This window comes from Candidatus Kryptoniota bacterium, from assembly GCA_036567965.1.
Classification (GTDB): domain Bacteria; phylum Bacteroidota; class Ignavibacteria; order Kryptoniales; family JAKASW01; genus JAKASW01.
Genome location: DATCTN010000016.1, coordinates 68,557 through 94,614, shown reverse-complemented (window position 1 = coordinate 94,614; position 26,058 = coordinate 68,557). Strand labels below are relative to the sequence as shown.

12 protein-coding genes are annotated in these 26,058 nt (G+C 50.5%); 2 read left to right on the top strand and 10 right to left on the bottom strand.

Features of this window, described 5'->3' with window-relative positions; genetic code table 11:
- Positions 1-122 precede the first annotated feature (122 nt).
- The gene (locus tag VIS48_06170; protein ID HEY9165732.1) at positions 123-6,299 is read right to left on the bottom strand and encodes a PAS domain S-box protein; all 6,177 of its coding nucleotides are present in this window, start codon (positions 6,297-6,299) and stop codon (positions 123-125) included.
- 324 nt (positions 6,300-6,623) lie between these two features.
- Between VIS48_06170 and VIS48_06165 the strand changes: the two genes are divergently transcribed.
- Positions 6,624-7,913: a hypothetical protein gene (locus VIS48_06165; protein ID HEY9165731.1), complete on the top strand. Its 1,290-nt coding sequence runs from the start codon at positions 6,624-6,626 to the stop codon at positions 7,911-7,913.
- A gap of 143 nt (positions 7,914-8,056) precedes the next feature.
- Here VIS48_06165 and galK read toward each other — a convergent pair whose 3' ends face one another.
- The 3 genes from galK to VIS48_06150 all read right to left on the bottom strand — a co-directional run bounded on the left by galK (position 8,057) and on the right by VIS48_06150 (position 12,102).
- The gene (galK, locus tag VIS48_06160; GenBank protein HEY9165730.1) at positions 8,057-9,232 is read right to left on the bottom strand and encodes a galactokinase; all 1,176 of its coding nucleotides are present in this window, start codon (positions 9,230-9,232) and stop codon (positions 8,057-8,059) included.
- Between the two features lie 48 nt (positions 9,233-9,280).
- Positions 9,281-11,767 (bottom strand): beta-galactosidase GalA, encoded by a 2,487-nt coding sequence (galA, locus tag VIS48_06155; GenBank protein HEY9165729.1) that lies wholly within the window; start codon positions 11,765-11,767, stop codon positions 9,281-9,283.
- A gap of 62 nt (positions 11,768-11,829) precedes the next feature.
- The gene (locus tag VIS48_06150) at positions 11,830-12,102 is read right to left on the bottom strand and encodes a hypothetical protein (protein ID HEY9165728.1); all 273 of its coding nucleotides are present in this window, start codon (positions 12,100-12,102) and stop codon (positions 11,830-11,832) included.
- A 559-nt stretch (positions 12,103-12,661) separates the two neighbouring features.
- Here VIS48_06150 and VIS48_06145 point away from each other — a divergent pair.
- Positions 12,662-13,708, top strand: a complete 1,047-nt coding sequence (locus VIS48_06145) for a LacI family DNA-binding transcriptional regulator (GenBank protein ID HEY9165727.1) — start codon at positions 12,662-12,664, stop codon at positions 13,706-13,708.
- Between the two features lie 40 nt (positions 13,709-13,748).
- Here the strand turns inward: VIS48_06145 and VIS48_06140 are convergent, their stop codons facing one another.
- The 6 genes from VIS48_06140 to VIS48_06115 all read right to left on the bottom strand — a co-directional run bounded on the left by VIS48_06140 (position 13,749) and on the right by VIS48_06115 (position 25,601).
- A complete protein-coding gene (locus VIS48_06140) occupies positions 13,749-15,347 on the bottom strand; it encodes a glycosyl hydrolase family 18 protein (protein ID HEY9165726.1) in 1,599 nt (532 codons plus the stop codon).
- Positions 15,344-17,791 (bottom strand): GH116 family glycosyl hydrolase, encoded by a 2,448-nt coding sequence (locus VIS48_06135; GenBank protein ID HEY9165725.1) that lies wholly within the window; start codon positions 17,789-17,791, stop codon positions 15,344-15,346. Before VIS48_06135 ends, VIS48_06140 begins: the two co-directional genes overlap by 4 nt.
- A 15-nt stretch (positions 17,792-17,806) precedes the next feature.
- A complete protein-coding gene (locus VIS48_06130) occupies positions 17,807-19,141 on the bottom strand; it encodes an MFS transporter (GenBank protein HEY9165724.1) in 1,335 nt (444 codons plus the stop codon).
- 87 nt (positions 19,142-19,228) lie between these two features.
- Positions 19,229-20,626: a glycosyl hydrolase family 18 protein gene (locus tag VIS48_06125; protein HEY9165723.1), complete on the bottom strand. Its 1,398-nt coding sequence runs from the start codon at positions 20,624-20,626 to the stop codon at positions 19,229-19,231.
- 91 nt (positions 20,627-20,717) lie between these two features.
- Positions 20,718-22,466: a T9SS type A sorting domain-containing protein gene (locus VIS48_06120; GenBank protein ID HEY9165722.1), complete on the bottom strand. Its 1,749-nt coding sequence runs from the start codon at positions 22,464-22,466 to the stop codon at positions 20,718-20,720.
- 201 nt (positions 22,467-22,667) lie between these two features.
- Positions 22,668-25,601, bottom strand: a complete 2,934-nt coding sequence (locus VIS48_06115; protein HEY9165721.1) for a TonB-dependent receptor — start codon at positions 25,599-25,601, stop codon at positions 22,668-22,670.
- Positions 25,602-26,058: the final 457 nt, after the last annotated feature.

Sequence of the window (26,058 nt, the reverse complement as noted above, 5' to 3'; positions counted from 1 at the left end):
TAACTGAGGAGGACCGTCATTTACAAAGCATCCATTTACCAAACGGGGCGCTTCCCGAGTCAGATGAATCCCCATCCCTGACCGGCTCAAGAGGCATGCGTGCTCGTGGCGAGTGTGACGATCTAATGCTCCCCTTTGAACCCCGAATCAGCAATCGCATCTCGCACCGCCCTGAAGACTTCAGCAGCCTTGTACGGCTTCTGGATAAATTGATCCACGCCAATTTTCTCAAGAGACGCTTTGACTTCCGGATCGATGAACCCGCTTGCGATTACGACCCTGGCGTGCGGATTAATCTCCTTAACCGCGCTCACCACCGATTCACCGCTCATCTTCGGAAGACCAAGATCTGAGATGACCACCGCGATCCGATCTTTCTCGCGCCTGAATGTTTCAATTCCCTCCTCTCCATCGTGCGAGAGGATAACTTCGTAGCCCTTCGAAGTTAGAATCGTCGTCAACAAGTCTCTCAACATCTCCTCGTCTTCGATGACGAGCACGGTACCTTTTCCGGTCGGGAAGTCTTCGGCCATTTCCTTTACCAGCTCACTCCCGGAGGCGCCTTCTCGCTGGGCAGGAAAGTACACGAAGACATCGGTCCCTTTTCCAAGTTCGCTGGCAACATCGATGAAACCTCTGTGGCTCTCGACGATCCCGTAGACGACAGAAAGACCGAGGCCCGTTCCCTTACCTACATCTTTCGTGGTAAAGAAAGGCTCGAAGATGTGCTGTCTCGTCATCTTGTCCATGCCTGAGCCGGTGTCGGAGATCCTGACTTCCACGTACTCTTTGTCCGCAGCGGCAAAATGCCGTTCCTCGAGAGTTTTCCCGTGCACCGTTCTCGTGCCAATTGTGAGAGTACCGCCCTTTGACATTGCATCCCGTGAATTGACGCAGAGATTGAGAAGTACCTGTTGGATTTGCGTGGAGTCTGCCATAACCAAAGGTATATCGCTTCTGCAGTCTGTAGTTATTTCAATTGTCTTCGGGAACGTCTCTTCGATTAGTCGTTCGGTCTCACCAATGATCTCGTTCAGGTTGATGGACTCAAACGTAGTTTCGGTTTTCCTGGCAAATGTCAGGAGTTGTTGAACGAGTGACTTCCCTCGATCGGCAGCCTTGGTAATAGCCTTTATGCCCCGGTCGAATTTCTGGATTTCGTAGGTTCCCTGCCCAAGGAGTTCGGAATAACCCAGGATCACACCGAGAATATTGTTGAAGTCGTGCGCGATTCCGGCGGCGATGTTTCCGAGCCCTTCAAGTTTCTGAGTCTGTATGAATTGCCGTTCGAGCGTTCTGATCTCTGTGATGTCCTTGACCATTCCGGAGACGACGTCGCCGTCGAAGGAAGCGCTCAGAAGCACGTTTCTTATTTTGCCAGTCCTGGTAATGAACTCGAATTCTTTGCTCTTCCCGGTTTTGCCGTCCTTCTTGAGATCTTCCGTGAACGATTCCCATTCGCGCACGCTTTTGTAAAGCTTCGGCAGACTTGCAGACATCATCATTTGTGGAGAATCATATTCGAGAATGTCAGCCATCGCTTTGTTCGCGTAAATGAATTCTCCATCGACGGTTGTTTTGTATACACCTACCAGCGCGTTCTCGACGAGTTCCCGGTATTTTCGCTCCGACTCGGTTATTTCTCTCTCCATCTGTTTGCGCTCGGTAATGTCGCGGGCGACCCACAGGACAGAGTCTTCGGACATCGGCGACACGGCAGCGGCGCGCCACTTTTCCTTTCCTCTGATATTGATGGCGTACTCGACATTCTGCGCAGTATTAGTCGCGAGAGTCTTTTCAATGATCGACATAAAGAAATCGGATTGTTCCTTGGGAAAGATCTCGCGATTCGTTTTACCAACTATCTCCGCAGCCGGCCTGTACAGCAGCGTATCCTTGGCTGGCGCAGCTTTCAGAAATTTTCCATCCCTGCCGAGCACGAGTATAACATCGTTCATCGAATTAAAGAGTGCCCGAAGTTCCGCTTCCGATTGGCGAAGCGCCTCGTCTATCATTTTGCGTTCAGTGACGTCCATGCCGACTCCCACCAGACCGGTAATTGCTCCGTTCTGATCGCGCAGGGGAATCTTCGAGGTTAGGAGCCAATGCTTCTTTCCCTCGACGTCGATGAGGGACTCCTCCCTGTTCAGCACGGGTTGCCCGTCCCTGATCACTTTCTGGTCGTCGGTAAAGAACTTTTCCGCCTCTTCGAGCGGATAGACGTCGAAGTCTGTCTTTCCGATTACATCGGCTTCGGAAGGAAGTCCGGTATACTTCAGGCTCGCCGGGTTGGCGATTATGGTTTTGTAGTTCGAATCCTTCACGTAAATCGCGTGAGGGAAATTATCGATGAGTGTTCGCAACAGGATCCGCTCCCGCTGTTTAGCGTCTTCAGCGCTCTTTTTCTCCGTCACGTCCCGCAACACTCCGTCGACACGCACCAGCTTGCCGTTCTCGTATGTCGGTACCGAGTGATCCTCGATGAAAAGAAGCGTGCCGTCTTTACAGCGCCACCAGTTTTCCCATACAGGGACATCATCGAGCACTTGTTCCTGCATCACGGTGACAACCGGGTCGATCAGGGGAACATCTTCTCTCATTATTACATTTGAAATAAAGGCCCATCTCCCTCCCATCTTCAGAACATCGGACAGCGAATATCCGAACTTCCTTTCAAACGCGGGGCTGATATAGGCGAATTCACCGGTTTTCCCGTCCAGGCTGTAAATTACATCGTCGATCGACGAAGCAATGCGCGCGAGAGTCTCTTCAGATCTCCTGAGGGCATCTTCTGCGGTTCGTCGGCGAGTAATATCCCTCGCAACCCAGAGTACGCGGTTGTCTGCCATTCGAGATACGCTCGCATCGAACCAGACCGTCGAACCGCTTAGCTCCAGGCTGTATTCTGTGCTCTGCAGATCTCCAGATCTCAATGCTTCCCGGATGACGGCAAGAAATGAATCTGCCTGGTCTTTAGGGAAAATTTCATATAGGGTCCTCCCTAGTAGTACGTGCGGAGGTCTGTACAGAAGAGTGGGATCGGTGGGCGCAACTTCAAGGTATCTGCCTTCGCCATCCACCACGAACACCACATCCTTCATGGACGCGAAAAGAGTTCGGAGCTCAGCTTCCGATTTCCTGAGCGCCTCCTCGGCCTCTCTTAATGCGGTGATATCTGTGGAGATGCCGACTATCCCGACGATCTCGCGGTTCGAATCTCTGATCGGGATCTTGGAAATTAATTCCCAATGCTTCTGGCCGTTGGCGTCTGTTTCGTAGAGTTCCCTGTTCAGGTCCGCTATGCCATCGCGCATCATTCTCTGGTCATCTTTGAAGTATGCGTCCGCAATGTCTGGAGGACATACTTCAAAATCCGTCTTTCCGAGAAGCTGCTCCTCGGTAATCGGGCCAATGTGCGCGGCCATCCGTTTCACATGAGCAGGATTCACAAGAATCTTGCGCAGGTTTTTATCTTTCGCAAAGATCGCATTAGGTAAATGATCGATAAGTGTTCTCATCAGCGTGCGCTCGCGCTGCTGGGATTCCTGCGCCCGCTTGAACGCGGTGATGTCCGTTGTAATTCCGAGCAGTCCGGAAATGTTGCCTTGATCGTCTCTCAATGGAATTTTGGAAACGAGGGTCCAATTTTGCTCGCCGCGGCTGTCGAAGGCGGTCTCTTCCTTGTTTACCACCGGGACGCCTTCTTCCAGGACCATCCTGTCGTCAATCATAAATTTCTCTGCCAGTTCAGCCGGGTAGACATCAAAGTCGGTTTTCCCGACAATATCTATCGACGATTCGACTCCGATGCTTTCGAGATGCGCTCTTACGTCTTTGACATGAACAGGGTTCACGACCGTTTTTCGATATGATCGGTCTTTGACGAAAACAGCGCTGGGGAGGTTGTCGATAAGTGTTCTCAGCAGAGTTCGTTCACGAAGGAGAGATTCCTCCGCTGCCTTCAGAGAAGTTATGTCTGTCGTGATCCCGACCATCCCTGCTATCTTCCCTTCACTGTTACGGAATGGGATTTTCGAGATCAGATCCCAGTGTCGTTCACCGTTCTTGTCGATGTTCAGGCTTTCGCGATTAAGCACCTGTCGGCCTTCTTCGACGATCTCCAGGTCTTCATTGAAATACCCTTCGGCCAGATCTATCGGATATATATCAAAATCTGTCTTGCCAAGGATTTCAGCTTCTGCTTTGGGTCCGACGCTCAGGCCGACTCGCTTCACATGTGCAGGGTTAACGATTATTTTCCTGTATTCCCGGTCCTTTGCGAAGATTGCGCTTGGAAGATTGTCGATGAGTGTTTTCAACAGAATCCGCTCACGCTCGAGCGCTTCCTCTACGCTCTTCTGCTTTGTAATTTCGGAGGTGATTCCCACCAGCCCGATGATTTCACCTTTCTCATCTCTCAGTGGGAGTTTAGAAATCAACTCCCATCGTTTATAGCCGCTCGGATCGACACCGAATTGTTCGCGGTTGATGACCGATTGGCCGTCTCGTATGACTTTCTGATCGTCAATAAAGAATTCCTCAGCCAGATGTTTTGGATAGACTTCGAAATCAGTTTTCCCCAGGATTTCGCTTTCCGAAGTTATGTCGTGTCCGGTGGACAATCCCACACGTCGAATGTGGGCAGGATTCGCGATGACCTTCCTGTACTCTTTGTCTTTCACGAACACGGCGTTGGGAAGATTATCGACCAGCGTTCTGAGGAGAATGCGCTCCCGCTGGTGTTGCTCCTCCTCAAGTTTTCTTTCCGTTATGTCGGTGCCGACACCAACCAAACCTACGACTTTCCCTGTCTCATCGCAGAGCGGAACCTTCGACGTAAGCTGCCAGTGTTTCTTGCCCTCGTTATCGAAAAAATATTCCTCTCTGTCGAGCACCGGTTTTCCTTCTTTTATCACCTTCTGGTCGTCGGCGAAGAAACCTTCCGCGATTTCTCTCGGGAAGAAGTCGAAGTCCGTCTTGCCGATGATTTCCGATTCCGATTTCATTCCGCCATTTCTCACGGCAGCAAGATTTACTACTCTCGCCCGGCATTCTCTATCTTTGACGTACACTGCGCTCGGCAAACTATCGATGAGTGTCCTGAGGATTATTCGCTCGTTTCGGAGAGTCTCCTCGAACTTGTTTCGCTCGGTCATGTCCTGGAAATTCGCCACCAGATATTCCGGTTTCCCCTCCAGGTCCTGGATGAGCGCGACGGAAATACTCGCCCAGATTATGCTTCCGTCCTTCCTGATTAATCTCTTCTCGATGATTTGATTCTTCACCCCGCTTGCGAGTATCGCAGGGATAGATTTTTTCGCTTGCTCTCGTTCTTCCGGATGCGCGACGCTAACAATGGTCTTCCTTAGCAGCTCCTCCTTCGAGAAGCCAAGCATCTCGGCAAATCTATTGTTCACCAGCCGGAACTTTCCATCGATCCCGACAAGTGCCATTCCACCGGCGGACTGCTCGAACGAGTTATGAAAGAGTATCTCGTTCTGCTGGAGAGCGTCTTCCGCTTTTTTCCTTTCAGTTATGTCCTGAACAGTTCCGAACATTTTAACCGGTCGTCCTCTTGAATCTCTCAAGATCTCCCCTGTTCCCCAGATCCAGCGTATCTTCTTATCTTTCCACCGGACAATTCTGAACTCGACACTCGACTTGGTGCTTGACGAATATGCCTTCCTGACTTGAGTGTAAACTGACTTTCTGTCTTCAGGGTGAATCAGTTGCAGCCAGCTCTCCACATCTTTCCTGAAGGATCTGTCCAGGCCGAGTATTCCGTCGAGGGTCGGCGATCCCGACCACTCTCCCGTGGAAAAATCGTACACGTATGAGCCGACCTTCGCCACACGTTGCGATTCATTGAGCCAGAATTCGTTGTCCATGAACCGTTCCCGTCGACGACGAGGCTTCATTGCCTCGCGGTCCGTAATATCGATAATCGATCCTACAACACCTATACGTTTCCCTTTTCTATCTAATCGCGGATTGATCACATCTTCGACAGTTCGGTACTTGCCAGTTCTCCTGTGACGCACACGGTATTCGAGCTTAATAGAGATGTTGCCGGAATATTTCTTCGACTGCGCTTCGACTTTCGCGATATCCTCCCGATGGATTATTGACGACCAGAGATTCCGATTAGCTGAGAAGTCGCCCGGCTTGTAGCCGAGGAGTGCTTCGACATTCGGACTTATGTAATCGAGTCGTCCTCTGGAAAGTTTCTCGTCCGCCAGGGTAGAGTAGGTAATCTCTCTGGCGTTTTTCAGAACAGAATCGTCCGGTTTCTTATGCATAGGCTGCTCCGTTGAATAGCGCATGATTAATACATCACCGCAAACAAATTTGAATTTTCAACCGCAGGTCCCGACAATTATGACCCGGCTATGGATGATAAGTTAACGAAGAGGTTCGGAAAAAGCATTGCTGGTGAAATCCGGACGGCATGCATCTCACACTTCTCGCCCTATCCTAATACTTCGTCATACGCGTGAAAATCTTTACCTGTCATGGAATGCCGTTTCGGGCTCGAAATTAAGGCGGTGAGGAGGGGCAAGCCACAAGCTTGAGGGCCATGAACTGCTGCATTAACTTTCATCGCACACTAAGACTAAGTCTAAATGAAAAAGCGCGCGGAAATCCTGATTGTCGTTCTTCTGATTGCTTTTGCTTCAGCTTACGCGGCATTCTTTCTAATAAAAGGCAGTCATATCCTCGCATACGCAGTTTCGTTCATCTCGGCGTCGATCCTTTTCATTTTGCTCCGTGTTTTACTTTCAGGCAACGGGTACGGCGAACAAGTCACGAAAATTATCATAGCCGCTTCCGCTGCATTTGCGGTCGCGATGACCTTCGCACATCCAGTCGGATCGGACGATTACTACCGATATATCTGGGACGGCAAAGTGATGGCAAACGGAATGAATCCATACGGGTATGCTCCGTCCGATGTTGCGTTGAGCGCTCTGCGTACAGCCACACTCCCCTCCAGGATAAATTTTCCGGACATGAAGACAGTATACCCGCCAGCAGGCGAAATCTTTTTCTACCTTGCATATAAGATTGGCGGAGATAGTCTTGTCGGCCTCAAGACTCTCCTTCTCATCTCTCACCTGGCGACGATCATTGGACTACTGCTCATCATCGGGAAGTTGAAAACAACTTGGTCCAATGTTTTTCTGTTCACGTTGTGTCCCCTTCCGCTTTACGAGATACTTGTCGACGGTCATATCGACGGATTCGGAACGGCCCTTCTCATCTTCTCGATATATTTCTTCATGGATGGAAAAAAGAATGCGAGCTATTTCTTCCTCGCACTATCCATTTGCGTCAAACCTCTGGCGCTAATCGTAATACCGATCTTCTTTCTCGAGGAAAGGGGCTTTGCGCAAAAGGTGAAGACAATCTTAATACCTGTGCTTGTATGTATCGGCATATACCTTCCCTTTGTGTTTTCCGGAAGTCCTTTTCAGGCCCTGACAACATTCGCGGAGAATTGGACTTTCAACGGGATCGTTTTCGATATACTCGACAGGTTCATTCGCGATAACCAGCGGACAAGACTGATATGCGGGATCCTGTTCCTGATCCCGTACGCAGCGATTGTTTTCAGCAGGAAGGATTTGATGACAAAGATCTATTTGTCAATTTTTACACTTCTCATCTTTTCACCCGTCGTTCATCCGTGGTACTTAATGTGGCTTGCAGTCTTGATTCCGATCGTGCCACGATGGAGCGGAATCCTTTTCGTGTCGCTGGTGAGTCTCACTTCAATTACTGTAGTCAACTACCAACTGACCGGTGTTTGGAAAGAGTACATCCCGGTCCTCATACTGGAATACATCCCGGTAGTCGGCGTGTTCCTCTACGAGTGGTTCAAATCCAAGAGGAATGTTCCGCTTCCACTCTGATTGCACAGAGGTTCATCATAAAGGGGAAAATGTGTATTTTATCGCCGACCGTTCACCGGTTCAAGCAAGAACAACGCGCCGCATTCACCGACGTGCCCGACAGCCCGCAAGATCTCACGAGTTGATCCGAAGAGGCGGCGATCTCAATCGTGCACGATACTCGTGCCCGGCACGAGATTGCACTCGAACATCCTCAGATTTATTCCTGTGTCCTTAAGATACTCCTCACTTATTCTCGATTCGAATTCCCGAACTGAACTTTCGACGACGAGATTCAGCGTGCAGCCTCCGAATCCTCCGCCCATCATGCGTGCTCCGAGCACGCCGCTTATTTCGGAAGCCGCTTCGACCAGGATGTCGAGCTCCCTGCATGTAACCTCGTATTTGTCGCGCAGCCCTTCATGGGATTTGTAAAGCTGTTCGCCGAAGCGGACGAAGTCCCCGTTTTGCGGAAATGTGCAAGCAGCTTGGAGGCGGGCGTTCTCTTCGAGTACGAAACTGCATCTCTTATAGACGGTCTCGTCCATTTCAGACTTAAATTCCTCGAGCATTGCAATGTTCACATCGCGAAGGCTGTGAACTGCCGGAACGTGAGAGCGAATTTTTTCAACGCCCGACTCACATTGGAGCCGTCGTACATTGTATTCGGATGAGGCGAGATCGTGCTTCACTCCGGTATCGCATAAGACAAACTTTAGATTGTCCCGGGAGAACGGGATATACCTGTACTCGAGACTCCTGCAATCTAGTTGAATGGCCGAATCTCCTTTGCTCATCAGATTCGCGAACTGATCCATTATGCCGCATCTGACGCCGACAAATTCATTTTCCGCGCGCTGGGCAAGCCTTGCCAGCTTCACAAGATCAATTTTTAAATCGAAGAGTGTGTTGAGCGCGAATGCAAGTCCAGCTTCTATTGCTGCAGAGGACGACATTCCTGCGCCGATCGGGATATCGCCGGTGAACACGCAGTCGAACCCAGAGAGCTGCTTTCCGGCTTTAGCGATCTGGTCGACAATTCCCACGAGGTAATTGGCCCAACTCCGGTTCATCCTGACCGGGCGCGAGACATCGAAGCTGATCACCTCGTCAAAGTTCAGCGACTTGATTCTCGTTTCATGATTTCTCCCCGGCGCAAGTGCGAGGTAGATCGCCCGATCGATCGCCGAGGGGAGCACGAACCCCTCATTATAATCTGTGTGCTCCCCGATGAGATTGATTCTTCCCGGGGATCTGACAATAATCATTTCGTCATTTTCACCGAAAGATCTTTTTAATTCCCTACCGACTCTCCCGGCATGACTTAATTCTGATTTCATTTATTCATAACTCCAGCAAATCGTTTCCGACAATTGAATCTCAAATCGTCATTCCGCAGCGACAGGCTCGAGCGGGGCCGACAACGTGTTCACGTTGATCGCGGCCGCGCGAATTCCATCTCCGGTTGCCTTGAGCAAGATCGTCCCCGGATTGCGCGTCGATTCAAGAATAACTTCGCATTTTCCGCTAAATAGCCTCCGTTGATACCCGCCATCCAGATATTTGTCGGCTTCATGACTGCTCGGGTTACCGTTTCCGACTCCAATGATCTGGCCCGCACCTGTAGATTCAAAGTGTACCAGGTTATCCGCGTCCGGAACTTCCCGGCCGAGTGAATCAACCAAGGTGACAGTAACTACTGACACGTCTTCACCGTCGGCCCGGATCGAGGACCTGTCAGGTGTGAGCCGAATCGCGACGGGTGCACCGGTTGTCTCGAGTTTTGTCGTCAACGTCCGTCCATTTCTCCATGCAAAAGCTTCGAGAGTCCCCGGCGAATACAGAACGCTCCAGTCGAGATGAAGTCCCGGCGGCATTATCTTTCTTCCGAGACTTGCGCCATTCAAGAAGAGCTCGACGCTGTCGCAGTTGCTGTAACACCAGACATCGATCGGCTTGCCTTCCTTTCCAGCCCAGTTCCAATGCGGGAAAATATGGAGCACGTCTTTGTCCGTCCATTGCGATTCGTAGTAGTAAAATGCGTTCTTCGGAAACCCGCACATGTCCAGGATTCCAAAGTTCGAATTAATATCCGGCCATCCATAGGGGGTCGGTTCCCCGCGATAGTCGAAGCCGGTCCAGACAAATCCACCCGCAAGCCACGGGCGCGCCTTGTAAATGTTCCACCACTTCTCAGCAAGCCCTCCCCAGTACGGGAAATTGACGTCGTAATCGCTTACGTAACCATTTACCGTGTCGGTCCGGTAGACTCCGCGCGTGGTATAAGCACTCGACTCCTCGCTTCCCCACATCGGCTGATCGGGGTGCTCGCGATGGTACCTGTCGATTCCCTCGAGCCACCTCTCGATATAATTGACGCCACGGACGTCAACGACGCTGTTCACCCCGATATAGTCCGGCCCGTTATCTGCTGCGAATGTGCAGACCCTCGACGGATCGTACTTTTCCTGCACCCGCTTCATAGTCCGGGCAATCAAAGCGCCGATCGGATAACTCTCGACTCTCCACTCTTCATTACCGATTGACCACGCGATGACGGATGGATGGTTCCTGTCGCGAAGGATTAGACACTTCAGCTGGTCTGTTTCGATCGGTGTGCTTCCCAGGAGCCTGTTCTCGTCGAGGACCAGCATACCAAGACTATCGCAGGCATCAAGCAATTCGGGCGTCGGTGGGTTGTGACTTGTCCGGTATGCGTTCACCCCCATCTCTTTGAGTTTCTTTATCCTGAAAATCTGCAGACCGTCGGGGAGTGCAGAACCTACACCTGCATGATCCTGGTGGCAGCAGACTCCCTGTATTTCCACGTGCTTGCCGTTTAGAAAAAAACCGTTGTCCTTATCGAATCTCACCGTGCGAATTCCCACAGATGTCTCCGTCCGATCGGCCACTTTCCCGTCTGATTCAACCAGCTGTACCAGTTTATACAAGTAAGGATCCTCAAGTGACCACAGATGGGGATTGGGAATCTTGATCTGCTGGTCAACAGTTTTCTTTGCGTATGCTTCGACAATCGACGGAGCCGATGAGTTCGACCCGACCTGGTTGCCCTTTGAATCCAATAGGACGGAAACCAGGCGAACTCGAGCCGCCGCTCCGGTCTGGTTAGCTACCTCGGTATTGATCTTAAAGTTGGCGACATTTTCACGGACATCCGAAACTGCGTATGTGCCGTATAGCGGGATATGCAGGGGTGAATATTCGATCAGCCAAACGTGACGATAAATTCCAGCGCCCTCATAGAACCAACCTTCGGCTTCTGTTGCATCGACGCGAACGACCAGGACATTCTTTTCCCCGAATTCCACATAATCGGTCACATCGAAGTTAAACTCCCCGTATCCGCTTTCATTTCTTCCGAGGTAGAAGCCGTTCAGCCATACCATACAGTCGCGGAAGACGCCGTCGAATTTGATCAGGACTCGATTACCCGAATCGGACTTCGGGATAGATATTGAACGCCTGTACCATCCTATAGAGGTTTCAGGAAACCGTCTTCCGACGGGCTTGTAGCCGTGACTGTTTAGATTGTCGTCATCCATATATACGATGGGAATCTCCACTGCCCAGTCATGCGGAAGATCCACAGTGCGCCAGGTCGAGTCGCTAAACTCCGGTCTTGCCGGACCACTTGCCCATCCTGCTTTAGAAAAAGTAGCAGTCATCCCGAATCCGAAATCTTTTTCAAGATCGGCAGCATTGCCGAGATGAAACTTCCATCCGGGATCGAGAAGGAGTTTTTCGCGCGGCGTCCTCGCGGTGAGATTGTAATCTTGTCCACGATCTTGCCGGGCGCAAAACGCACTTGATGATGCCACAAAAAGAAGAGCCGCAAAGAATAGAAACGGTTTCAATTTCTTGCTCCTTTCATTTCAACTATTAACAGTTGCGATCCCAACTATTTATTTCAGAAGCGTCATGGGCTGGCCGGAATTACAGTGAAGCCCTTGCCCACGATGTTGTAGATTTCGATAATGGCATTTGCAGTAAGCCCCAGCGCGAATTGGGTTATCATTGAGGGGTTAGACGGATTCAGATGATTAGGGTAGAGTGAAAGTCCGGAAACTGCATTCCACTTTACGCTCATTTCTGTCGGCTGAAATCCGACTGCCGCCTTAGAACTGAGCGCGTGTCTGCCGGAATCAAAGAGGGCAGCATTTTCCCGGGCCGAATCAACGCACTTCATCAACTGATTTTGTCCAAAACACTTTCGATTTGGAATCCATACTAAGCACTTATGCCCTCGGTCGGTCCAGAGGCGACCTCCCGGATCGTCGCGACTTTTTTCCCGGCAAGTTTGCGAGGCAGTCTCATCACCAACCGTATTCCAAGGCGTGCATCTTCGGTATCGCGCTGCGACACACCGGATCGAGGCCACGAAATGTTAGCGCTAACAACTCAAATGTAACCCACCATTTCGCCAATTTCAAGGGGATTTCAGTCCCGCAAGGACCCGTAATAGCGGTGTTTCCCTTCGCGAGAAACAAGCGGCACAAACTGAATCTGCCCGGACATTCAGAACAGATCAGCCCGCACGCAGCGTTCTTGTAATCGATTCGAATGATTTTCTTGCTCGCTTCAGGTTGAATATGGGAGTTGTCCGGGTCCGCTTTTGCCAGGCTAATTGTTTCCCTCGCGCCGGCAACGATTCATCAAGAAGTCGATTTTCGTAAAGAAGATTTTTGCCAAAGATGCGTTAACTTTCATACATGATAAGTCGTCAGCAGCAAGGGGCTAGCAGAAAACAAATGGCGAAAAGAAGAACAAGAGGAAGATCGACGAGGCGGGTGACGGCGGAATCTATCGCTGCTCAAGTGGGAGTCTCGGCAATGACCGTCTCCAGAGCATTGAACAAACGTCCGAACGTCGACAAGAAAACACGCGAACGGATTTTGAAAGCGGCGAAGAAGTTCGGTTATTCGCCGAACCATATCGCCAGGAGTCTTGCACTTCGGAGAACAGAAACTTTGGGAGTTGTCGTTCCTGAAATATCGCATTCCTTTTTCCCGGAAGTCATAAGAGGAATCGAGGATGCGGCTTATTCTGCAGGATACCACTTGATACTTGCTCACTCCGCTGAAAACGAGACACGTGAAAAGGATGCGATAAGCACACTCGAGTCCAAGAGGGTGGACGGTCTTCTCATCTCGACGGCCCAGACTGTGAAGGGACACTCTGTGTACCGTGATGCGATAAGGCGAGGACTACCCATCGTGTTCTTCGACAGGATTGTTCAGAATATCGGTGCAAGCTGTGTAAGTATCGACGATGAGGAATGCTCCATAAGGCTCACGGAGCACTTGATAGGGCACGGTTACAAATCAATTGCGCATCTCGGCGGGCCGTCGAGCGTTTCTATCGGAAGAGGAAGACTCAACGGATACCGTAAGGCGCTCGAGCGCAACGGCCTGAAGTTCAGGCCGGAACTTGTTGTCGAATCCGGTTTCCACGAAAAAGGCGGGTATGAAGCGATGGAGAGTCTGCTCCAGTTGCCGGTGAGAAGCAGGCCTGATGCGGTCGTCGCGGTAAACGATCCGGCCGCCTTTGGCGCGATGAAGGCAGTCCAGGAACATAAATTAAGGATACCTCAGGATATCGCAATCGTGGGAATGACAGACGACGTTCGCGCGGAACTTGTCTTCAGCCCGCTGACAACAATTCGTCAGCCGGCTTACGAAATAGGCAAGACCGCTGCCGAGACTTTGATTTCAGAAATTGAAGGCAAGTCCAAACCAGGGAAACGTATCATCGTGCATGCTGAACTTGCGGTGAGGAAATCCTGCGGATGCGTCTGAGGCATCACAAATTAAGTCGTGGAAAATTTCAACCGCAGCTTTATTTGTCGTTGACGGTTAAAGTCAGTAATCTTGAACGAGACGAGTTCCCAAGATTGTCGGTTGCTACTGCGACTACCTCATGTTTGCCGGCCGGCAAATTGAACCAGACCCAGTCAAACGGATAGCACGCGTCATAGCCGATTGAATTTCCGTCGACGAAGAATTCCACTTTCTGGATCGCTCCGTTCGAGTCTGAAACATCAGTGTTTATAATTAGGCACGTACCGGCGCGCAGAGTGTCTGTCGGGCCGGGAACGGCAATCTCAACGTGTGGTCGACTCTTACCGCTTCCCGATGCGTTGAACGTGCGGTACGGCATGGCTCCTGTGACCACGTCACTGAGAAGCGTTCCAATCGAATCGTCTCCACTGACCTCCCAGCACATTATGCCTCCGAGTCCGTACGCTTCGACATAATGGACTTTCAGGGAAATCGATTTCGGATCGTCGAAGGACCAGAATACTCTTCCGGCCGCATCATATATCCAGGGCGCCATGGCGTCCTTGTCCCAGTGACAGTCAGAGGGAGATGAAAAGTTCCGAATGAGATCCGGGTAATACGCAAATCCATCTTCTCCTACCGCAGGAGCAGGCCCGCCGGCGGCCTGGTACAGCCCAAAGTTTGTTGAGTCGACGTCTTTCCACCCTCTTCCGTAGAAAGCAACTCCGGGTACGATCTTTTCCGGCGCTACGCCAAATTTCTTTTCGATCATCTGAATTGACTGATCGAATGACCATTGCATCCCGGGAGGAGCGGACAGTGATGTCAGGAGGTTTGTATGGTGCACAGTTCTGGCTGACCATCCCCCCGCAAAGTCATACGTCATCAGATTGTACCAGTTCAGGTATTTCTGGTCCGCATGAAGATTGTAGTTCACCGCGTAAGTTTCACCTCCCGGAATTGCTGCCGTGAGGAGGAAGGCAGGGTTTATAGAATTCAGTTTGTCTCGAAGCAGCTTGTAAAACTCCGTAAGATGGTCATTGTCTTTGTCGTTATGGTGAATCCCTTCGTTTCCACCTGCAAGCGGGTATTCCCAATCGAAATCGACACCATCGAAAATTCCAGCGGCGACCCCCATTCCCCCCGCGTTCCGCGCAACGGGCAGATTTCCTTTTATGTATCTGTCTATTATCTCGTCCGCAAATCTCTCTCTCGATTCCTCCGTGAGAAGAGCATCGGAGATAAACTCCGATCCGGTCCACCCGCCGATGGAAATGAGGATCTTTATATTCGGATGCCGCTTTTTCATTTTCAACAGCTGATTGAACTGACCCCTGAGCGGTTGTGTCGAGTCGTCAGCTGCACCGTCGATGCTCATCTGACTTGTGTACGGTTGCTGATATGCGGAATATGAATTCATGAATTTGGGTTCGATGTTCCCTGTTGAGTCCGGGGAAGGTTCACAGAACGCATATATAATGACGGTCGCCTTTTTTGCCGCGCCACTCTTTTCAAAATCCTTGACGGAGTAACCGTTGTCAGCGATTCGCCATTCGGGATAATACACCGCGACCTGTTTCTCCTGTGCGAACGCCGCGGATATCAGGAGGAACGAACAAAGGATGAAAAGTCCGACTAGCAGATTTCTGCCCTTCATTTGGCTTCTTTCCCGACTGCGTACGATTCCTGGGGGATCTTGACACTCCCCATGACTGCTCTCACCTCATTAACGGAGCCCTTCGGTTGAACCGGGATCGCGCCGCTTATCGGCTTGCCGTTCAGTTCGATGGAGACTACTCCTTTCTCGACGCCTTCGGGATTCTCGACCGAGATCCGGTATGTGGCACCTCTCCACTTTCGTTCAACATGAAAACCATCCCAGTCCGACGGGATACAAGGATCGATTATCAGACCTTTATAAGATGGTCGCACGCCAAGAATATATTTCGTAGCGGCCGTGTAGGACCATCCAGCCGAACCGGTGAGCCAGGGATGTCTTGCTCTGCCGTATGCAGTATGATCTTTTCCCATGATGAATTGGCAGTACACGTACGGTTCGGACTGCCTGACTTCGATCGAATCGTTCTGGTTATAAGGGAGGATCGCGTCGTAGTATTCCATCGCCCGGTTCCCGCGACCCAGCTTGCACTCGGCAATGACGGCCCACGGGTTCGGGTGGCTGAAGATAGCGCCGTTCTCCTTTATGCCTCGATAAACGCGCGTCACGTATCCGATCTCGTCGTTTGGTTTTGTGTAAGAAGGCCAATTGAGATGAATGCCGTAGCTCGATCCGAGGTGTTTGTGCACGGAATCCATTGCCTTGCGCGCCCGTTCTTTCGATGCCGCGCCCGACAAACCGGCCCACGCATTGCTCTCAAGGAATATCTTCCCCTCTTCATTTTCGTTCACGCCTATCTTGATTCCCGTGCGGGTCACGCCGCGCGCGTACCATTCGCCGTCCCACAATTCTCTCTCGATTGCTGAGCGCACTTTCTCGGCAAGACGGGAATACTTCTTCACATCGTCTCTCCGTCCGAGATGTTCTGCCGCTTCTATAAAATATGTCAGCGCCCAGAAATGCATGAACGAAACCATAGCACTTTGCCCGCCGCCAAGGTTGAGACAGTCGTTCCAGTCGGCGCGCAATCCGAGCGCGATACCGTTAGCCGCAGTTTGTCCGGCAGTAAAATCCAGTGACCGCTTAAGATGATCATATACGCTTCCCTTGCCTCCATCTGCGAACGGAACGACGAGATCGAAAAATCCGGTGTCGCCTGTCTCCATCACGTATTCGCATATCGACCCGACGACCCAGAGTGCGTCGTCCGAACACACGTCCTCGATCCCGTGAATGATGGAATCCGGCGACGGAGTGGGGACCACCGTCGGCAACTTCACCCCCGGAAGTCTCTCGGACTGGGGCTTGAACACATCAGGATCGAAGAGATGCAGCCCGTATCCGGCGCTGACCTGCCCGTGCAGGAGCTCGACAATTCGTTCTTTCACCCTTTCCGGATTCGTGTGCGGGACGGCCATTACATCCTGCGACGTGTCGCGGTAGCCGAGACCTACTCTTCCGCCCACCTCGACAAACGATGCAAACCGCGACCATACGACGCAAGTCTCCGCCTGGTATAAAGTCCATGTGTTCACCATAGCATTAAGACCGTCGTTAGGCGTATCGCATTTGAAGACTGAAGTTTTTGCTTCCCAATATTTCTTCAGATTGCCGAAGGCCGCGTCGACATTATTCAGATCAGAATACTTCTTCTTCATCGATCTGCCGTCACCGTCCCTCGGACCGACGCCGAGCATGAACACGATGCGCGTTCCTTCACCCGGCTTGAGATATATTTTCTTATGAAGCGAGCCGCAATGATTACCGCCGAGCTCGCTGCTGTTGCTGCACGTGCCTTGCTCCACAGCGATCGGGTTGGACTCCGTCCGGTAGCTGCCGATAAAAGAGTCTCTCACGCAATCATAGCTGTCCGGCTCGAAGTTAGAAGCGAAGAAGTGGTACATCCACGGTTCATAGAAAAAGTCATATTCGATGATGCCGTCTGCGTAATTGGAACCGGCAGCATAAAGACTCATCTGCAGATTCTGATTGTCGATCTCGACATGATGGAACGAGAATTCCACGTAACTGAAGACGCTAAGGTTTCGCGGCGCGCCGCCCTTGTTCGATATTCTGACGTCCCACAATTCGACATCGTCGTCGACCGGGATGAATACCAGCTGTTCGGCTTCTATTCCATTGTATTCACACTGGAATTTCGAATACGACAATCCATGGCGACATGTATATCGGGCTTTTGTAAAATCCTTCCCAACCGGCTGCCAGGACAGCGACCAGTATTCTCCTGTCTCGTCGTCCCGAATGTAGACATAATGTCCGGGCCGGTCGAGCGGAACTCCGTTCTGCCGGAACCTCGTCACGCGATGATGCTCGGTTGACTTGAAGAAGGAGTATCCCCCGGCGTTATGTGATATAATGGTACACAGGTCTTTGACGCCGAGGTAATTCGTCCAGGAGACAGGCACGTCCGGCCGTTCTATTACATATTCTTTTTTTTGTTCATCAAAAAAACCGTATTTCATTTACTTATTCCCGATTTATTCCGATTTTTCCGCAAATTGAATTGCGTTGTTCGAAGCATCCTCCGTCACCCTGAACGGCACAAACCGCGACGCAAGGAACGAAGGGATAGTCGCAACGAGTACCCAGATGAAGAAGTTCTTATAACCCAGGAAATCGCTCAGGTATCCACTGAGCATGGACGGGATGTTATACCCAAGCGCCATGAGAGCCGTTGCGAACGCGTAATGCGCCATCCTGTACTTTCCTGGTGCGATCTGCTGCATCATATATAATGTCAATCCGACAAACCCAAATCCGTATCCAAAATATTCCAAAACGACAGCCGCGCCGATCACAAACATATTTGTCGGCTGAACAATTGCGAGAAACGCATAAGCAACGAAAGGAATATTGAAAAAGCAACAAAGAGTGAAGAGAGATCGTTTCAGTCCACGTTTTGCAGTGAAATATCCGGAGAGGACGGAGCCGAGAATGAACGCGAGCGGCGGGAATATCCCGTAGAGAAGCCCGATTTGTTCGGTTGGAAGTCCGAGGCCGCCTTGATCTCTGGTGGCACGCATGAAGAGTGGAAAAATCTTGATCGCCTGTCCCTCGGCAAAGCGATAAAGGACCAGGAACATAACTCCCCACCAGATGTATTTCTTCTCGAAGAAGGTTTTGACAACGTCCCAGAATGTGTCAACGGTCTCTCTGAAGTTTTTCACGCTTCCGGCAGCTCCGCCGGTCGGAAGCATCTTCATATGATAAAAACTTATGAGGAGAAGAAGGACGCCGAACAAAATCATGACGACCATCCACGCTTTCACAACCCCGATGCTTACTTCGAGATAGCCTGCAAGTATGACAAAGACTCCCTGCGAAAGGATCTTCCCCACGTTGTAGAATGCGCCCTGCCAACCGATGAAGGCGGACTGCTCTTTTACTGAAAGTGAATTGATGTAGACTCCGTCGGCCGCGATATCGTGTGTCGCGAAATTGAAAGCGATCACGGCAAACAGCACGATCGACCATTTGAAGAAATCCGGCAGCTGAAGGCTGAAAGCGAGAAGGCCGAAACAGATCCCGCCGAAAAACTGTGTGGCGACGGCAAAGTATTTCTTCGTCTTGAACATCTCGAGGAAAGGACCCCACAGCGGCTTGAGCATCCATGGCCACGCGGCGAGAGTGGTAAACAGCGCGATCTGGCTGTCAGGAATATCGGGAAGCCCTTTGCTTTTCAAATTGAGGCTGAAGCTCTTGTACATCAGGACCGAAACTACATTGACGATAACGAACGGCAGTCCTTCAGCTGTGTACAGTGTGGGGACCCAAAAGGCCGGGCTGATCCTTTTTCTGCCGCTTTCAGCCATTCTTGTCTCGAGCTTCGTCGTTAGAAATTCGCAACGATCGCATGATCGGGAGAATATTATCCGGGACCACTGATTTCAATTTACACCCTATCTAATCAGAATCATTTTTTCCGTCTGCATGAAACTTCCTGAAGTGATGGTGCAGAGATAAATTCCGCTCGCGAAACCGGACGCGTCGAACACAATTTCATGCGTTCCCGGATTTGTCCACCCGTTCTGCAGTGTACGCACTTCCCTGCCAAGTGCATCATAGACCCTGAGCGTGACGTAGCTGGATGTCGACAACTTGTAGCTGATTACGGTTGTCGGGTTGAACGGATTGGGATAATTCTGAAGAAGCTTGAATTGAGACGCAGCAACCGGATGTGCCACGACCGCCGTAGTTGTCTTCATCTTCCCGGCAAGGGTCTCGAGAAGCGGTTGGTGCCCATTATACAGATCCTGGCTGAGCTCCCAGATCATTAGTCCGCCGAGCTGCTGACGGCTGCAGAACTCGACCTTAATCGCGATGGAGTTCGTGTCTTCAAACGTAATGAACTCGGTACCTGATGAGTTCATAAGGTACGGCACCTTCGAGACATTATCCCAATGATATACCCATCCCGCGGCAAGATCGCTCATGACCTCAGGATAATATGGATTCGTCGTGGTAGAATTCGATAACATCCTGTAGAGTCCGGGTGCATCGAATTGCACAGAGTAAAATGGTACACCGAGTACCAGTTTGTCTTTTGGTATGGCTACCGATCGTGACCCTCTACCGATCCAGTATGCGACGGCTAGCGAATCGGATCCCGCCTGGTTGGAATCGTCGACCGCCTGGTATAACGGTGAATTATGGCCGGCGTAGGTGGACCATGACCCGACAAAATCATAGCACATCACGTTGAACCAATCGACATTTGCAACAAGGTTGCGGATATCGAAATGTTGTCCGCCCCATGGGCCCGGCGGTATTGCCATGGTGATCAAGAACGACGAATCAGTTTGGGCGAAGCGAGCCCTCATATCCCGGACGAGCGCTGTCAACTGGTCGGTCTCCTGTGAATCCGCGGGTGTCTCCCAATCTAGATCGACCCCGTCGTAGCTGTTCGTGGTCAGAAAGGCGATGATACTGTTTATAAAGCGAGCCCTCGACGTTGAGTCGGCCGTCACGAGAGGGAATGCCGTACCACCCGACGCTCCACCTAACGAAATCAGAACTTTAGTCCCTGCGGCGTGTGCAGCGCTGACGAGGCCGGGGAAAGGCATGGATGGATCAATGAAGCTTATGCTTCCATCCGAATTGGGAATCGCGAACGCGACGATAACATCTGTAAGGTTTGAATACTCTACCTGATCATAGGGAAGAAGACCCGAATTGTATGCGGCATAGTAGCCGACGATGCGGTTCTGTGCAGCAGCTTGTCCACAGAAGATCGCTCCGCAGAGAAGAATGATCGAGAGCTGAGCGTGCGCCTCCCTATGAACAAAAAGTCTGAACAATAGTAAATTTCTCCCGTTTGGAATTTTTCTGGACTGAAATAGCCCGGCGGGGGCTGCAAGGTCTCGAAGCAGCCCCCGATCCGGGATTCCGCTATTTCAGAAGGAGCATCTTTTTGGTAATTGAATTACCAATTTGGTCCAGCGTATAGAAATAGAGTCCGCTGGCCAATCTGTCCATATTGACGTTAAAGCTGTAGTTCTGGCCGGCAACCGCGTTTCCTTGAAACACAGTCATGACCTGCTGGCCGAGAATGTTGTAGATCTTGAGACTTGTACTTCCGTTTCTCGCGACCGTGAAATCGATTGTCGTGGTCGGGTTGAACGGATTTGGATAATTGTCGCTCAGGCTGAACTTCGCCGGAACGGATTGAGTCTGGGGCTTCACTGCCAACGCCACACCGAACCATCTCGTATCGCCGTAGTACTGTCCGTCGGTGGCTTTCATCGAAGCAGAGTATTTCAGATCATTCGAAGTTGCTTCCGGAAGCGGCCATGTGGGTTCCCAATTTCCGCTGCTGAAGTCCGGCAACGCCTGCTGGTATCCCCAGAAATGTGTGGCTACATCACCGTGGGTTCTTGATTCGGTGAGCCACGGTAGCATGCCAATTCCGTCAGCAGCCGGGACTGTAGTCCCCGCAGCACCAATCATGGCTGCGATTCCAGAACCAAATCCTGGGTCTGTTCCGACCAGGTTGCCGGTCGCCTTGAAGTTAGAATGGTTCGCAAACATTGCCTCGGTGTAAGCGTTCATCCAGCCGCAAGTGTAAATGCTGTCAACTCCGTGCGCTGTGTCATCCCAGGCCGTCACAAAGTCCGAGATTGATGTCGGCATGAAGTACACGTTATCGTTTATCTGAATGTTACGTGCTGCCTCGGCAGCCGTTATCCAGGTGGACGCGGACGTGTCAATGCCAAGCTGTCCAGCTATCGGCTTGTTAAGTGTATCAAGATCGATGACTGAACCTGCGCCGGGCGCCCAAATCCGATCCCACCACGGGTATTCACCGTTGGCCATTCCGCCCGCATAAGCAGCGTAGAAAATATTGTGCTGGCATACCCAATTTGTGGTATTCATAGCAAAGAACGGATTCTTGTATACGCCTACCACACTATTGTGTTCGAAGTCAAAGTACGTTAGAAAACCCGTCACCCCCACGCACGCCACGTATCCGTTCAAGCCAAGGAATGTACAATCTTTAATGACAACGGAATCTTGCGGATCACGGTTGATATCGTTTCTGAACCTTATCGCTTCACCAGTGTAATCGCTTCCCGGGTTGACCAAATTCCTAAATTCGGTGTTCAGAATGGTAAGTTTGTCCCAGTTCCCGGAATAATTAATTGCGAACTGACTCCACTGTTCGAACACGACGTTATTAACAATGAGGTGTATGCTGTCTCCGTTTACTGTAACTCCAAATCCATCACCTTCATTGATTGAACCATCCGTTGCGATCCCGAGGAGGTAAAGGTTCATTAGTTTTACAGTCGAGCCATTTTTTGTAAAGGTGAATAAATATTGGTGAGCGGTCGAGGCTGAGGTCGACGGATCGGGTTCAATACAAGGCGGCCTTCCGTTCGCTCCCAATACACCGAGGAACGTTACGTTGTCATTCACCAAAACGGTATTGAGGAAGGTGTAAGGCGTATCGACTGAGGCCAATACATACACATGATGGTGTGCTGTGGCCTGATCATGACTTACAACGCTGTCAAGCGTGACGTTTATAGGTGTTGCGTATACGACAAGTGTATCTGCACCGTAAGCAAACACCTGACCTCGCAAGGCAAGAAACGCTACCATTGCAAGGAGAAACGTCAAGTAATTGAATCGCTTCATCCTGATTCTCCTTTTGATTTTTTAGACCTGTTCATGATTTTCCATCTTCGTTCATTTTTGAAAATGGATTCAGCTCCATAAAGAAATTCGCTCGTGTCTTCGCACCGCCTCCTTTCACATCCAGGCACTAATGTGAATTTGTATTTAGTTAAACCAAGAAAGCTCATTCTTGAATGTTGCTTTCCACTGATAAATGTCTGTCTACAGTTGATAACGAAGCCCAAGTTCAACCATGAAATCATAACTTTGTTCGCTTCTCGGCACTGCATTTGGTGATGATATCACGCTGATATCGTTGGCTCCATTGATATTATTCAGATTACAGTAGACCGCGAGTCCTTGCACCGGCAATTCCTGTTTCAGCGCGACATCCCACCGATTGTATGCTGAAGTTGAAGCACGAATTACAGGGTATTGACTCGGAGTCGTGAAAATCTTGGCCGAATAAATTGAAGATACCCGGACTGAGAATCCTCTGTAGTCATAACCGATTGTCAGGTTTACAATATTGTCGGGCTGATAAAGAAGCGGATCATAGTATCCCGACGGGACACTCTCACCGGTTCGTTGGTTAGTCACGAGCGGTACCAGGTATTGCGCCTTTGAAAAAATATGTGTGTAATTCACGTTCAGCACTAAACCCGTGAGAGGTCCAGGCAGATACCAGAAGTGCGTCTGCCAATCGAGTTCCATTCCATAATCGTTGATCTTATATGGATTGTTTATGTACTCGGCGACTGTGGGTCCCTTCCTGAGTCCTGTAGGCGGGGTCATCCATTGGGGCCAATAATTAACCAGTTCTGCGGCAGTCGGAGTGAACGTGTACTGGTAAATCAAATCTGTAATTTGTTTTAAGAAAGCTCCGACCGTGAAGAGACCGATTGTGTTATCGTAAAAAGAAAAATATGCGTCGTAATTCGTGGACCTCATCGGATTCAATTCAAAACCGTTCCACTGAATCTGGTTGGCAGTCAGGTTGACTACGACGATTGGAGCCAGGGACGCGTAGTCCGGGTAGGACAAAGTATTTGTGTAGGCGAGGCGCACATCGAACCAATCTGTCGGCTTGATGCGAACGAGGACATCGGGGAGCCAGTAATGATGATAAGTTATTGCCGTGTCCGTCTGGGCAACGTACTGACTGTATGGATTGGGACCGCGTTCGCCCTGAAGCGCGAGATAATCGGTCCTGAGCTGTTGATACCGGACACCCGGGATGATTGTGACCATCGGGCCGATATGGACAGTTGCCATCACATAAGCGGCGCTTATATCTTCCTGGCCGGAATAATCGCTTTGTCCGGAATTGCCGATGTCGTAATTATAATTTATGTTTTGATTTATCTGATGGGCATTCATGTAGTCCACCATCGACTGCAGGCGAGAGAAGTCCAGCGGATGAACCATCGTGTAGTCTCCACCGAGAAATTTTCCGTAGCTGAAGTTCGGATCTGAAACCGAAGCCATCAGGATGGTAGTACTATCCGCGCTTGTCTGAACCCAGGGGAAAGCATGGGCCAACTCTTTTATGATCCCTGCTCCGCTCGCGTAAGTAAATGATTCTCCATCGATGAAATCCGTATTGTATGATCGCGTTTGATGCTGATACTTTCCGCCAAACTTGATTACGGAGGTGATTTCATCCGACAGGTTCAAGTGCGTATCGAGATCCAAGGACCCTCCAAAGTCCCGCTCGCGAGTAAATGTGTACTGAGTCTGCACTGTATAGAGAAGACTGGTGTTGACATTGTTGTTCGCGGATTTCACTATGTCTTTGGGATCCACATTAGTACCGAGGCGCAGTGAGCTCGGTATGCCGGCCGAGCCATTTATAAAGCTGACCGTCCAGTCCGCCGGGTCCCTGGTCTCTGAATATGAATGTGACAAACCTGCTTTGACGTTGAATATCCATGCCTGCTGTTCGTAGCTAAGGAGATTTGTAACCGTATTCAAAGTTCCATTGGTTCTAATCGCATTAAAATCCTGGACATCACCCGCCGCAATATTATAGAACTGCTGTCGATCGTCGGTCTTTGTACTGCCGCTGCTGAAGAAGTTGGACAAAAGGATTCTTCCATCGGGCAGCTTGTAGTCGAGAGCAACGACTCCGTTTCCTCTCAGCCTGTCTCTGGCGATATCGTCTATCTGAACGTTTTGAACAGAGTACGAATTAACTGGATCCTGCAGGTTAGCAAAGTAGCCCGCGTTGAGTTCATTGTCGGAAAGATTTCGTCTCTCGAGTGATGCTTGCGCAAAAACACCAAACCTGCTGTTGAAAAATCTGTTCTCGATGGACGCAGCATATTTATAGTTATTGAATTTGTTATAGGCATCTGACAGACCGTTGTATGCTCCCTGGGCAAGGAGGCTGAATTTCGGAACGCCGGGGTTCTCCATGCTTGCCTCCCGAAGATCGTAGTTTACAACTCCTCCAATCACGTTCGCATCCATGTCAGGGGTAACTGTTTTGGTGACATCGATCCCCTCCAACATGTTCGAGGATATCATGCTCAGGTCCACGCTTCGGTCACTCGCATCCGAGCCGGCCATCTGAACTCCATTTATGGTGACTTCATTATACTTCGGATCGAGTCCGCGGATGACCACTTTATCCGCTTCTCCTCCGGTTCTGAGGACCGATATACCCGGAAGCCTGGCAACGGATTCAGCAGCGTTTGCATCGGGAAGCTCCTGTATCCGGGCGGCAGAAACTACGTTCGTGATTTGCATCGATGAAAGCTGCTGGTTGATCGCCTGGTTCTGACCGCTCGCCTGAGCTGTTACAATAACAGCCTGGCCCTGGATGCCGACAGCTTCGAGCGAGAAATCCTGAGTGAGGATTGTTCCTTCTTTCACTTCAATATCTGCAGTCGAAGATTTGTAGCCGATGTAAGTCGCACGTGCGGTGTACTTTCCCGGGGGGACGTTCTTGATCGTGTACTTTCCATTCAGGTCAGTCGAGCCGCCGAGACTCGTGCCGAGAAGGAGAACGCTTGCGCCCGGAAGCGGCTCGCCTGTTTGAGCGTCCTTTACAGTTCCTTGCACGCTCGGACTAACTGAAGCACTTGCTGCACCGCAGATTGAAAAAACGAGAATGGAAATAGAAGTCAGTAATCGTAGTAAGGCTCTATTCATTTTGTCTCCCTGTCATGTTTTCATGAGCCAGCCTTAGGGACGGATTGAAAAGACGAGCACCATTTTTCTGCCGATTGATCGGCGAAGATGCAAAAGACGAGTTCGCATCAGAAATCTTCTTTTCAGAGCTGTTTCCGCAAGCCAGATTGCCCGCAAACACGCGGGAGTATCGTTTTTCATCCAATCGTGACTGCGTTCGGTCGACATAGTTTACTTCCTGAGAACGTATTCCGGTCAAATAACAGCCTTATGCGGTTTAGTTTATTGGTTGCTCGAACAAACTAAGATATGTTACTGAACCCAGTCTGCAATGTCAAGTGTTTTGTTTCGAGCAAAAGGCGGAATTACGACCATTTTGGCCTGTCGACTTAACCGGAGGTCTCCTGTCCCACGCGAGTTGATTTTGTCGATGAATAAATTAATGCACCAACGTGATTTTCGGGCAAAATCCATGTTA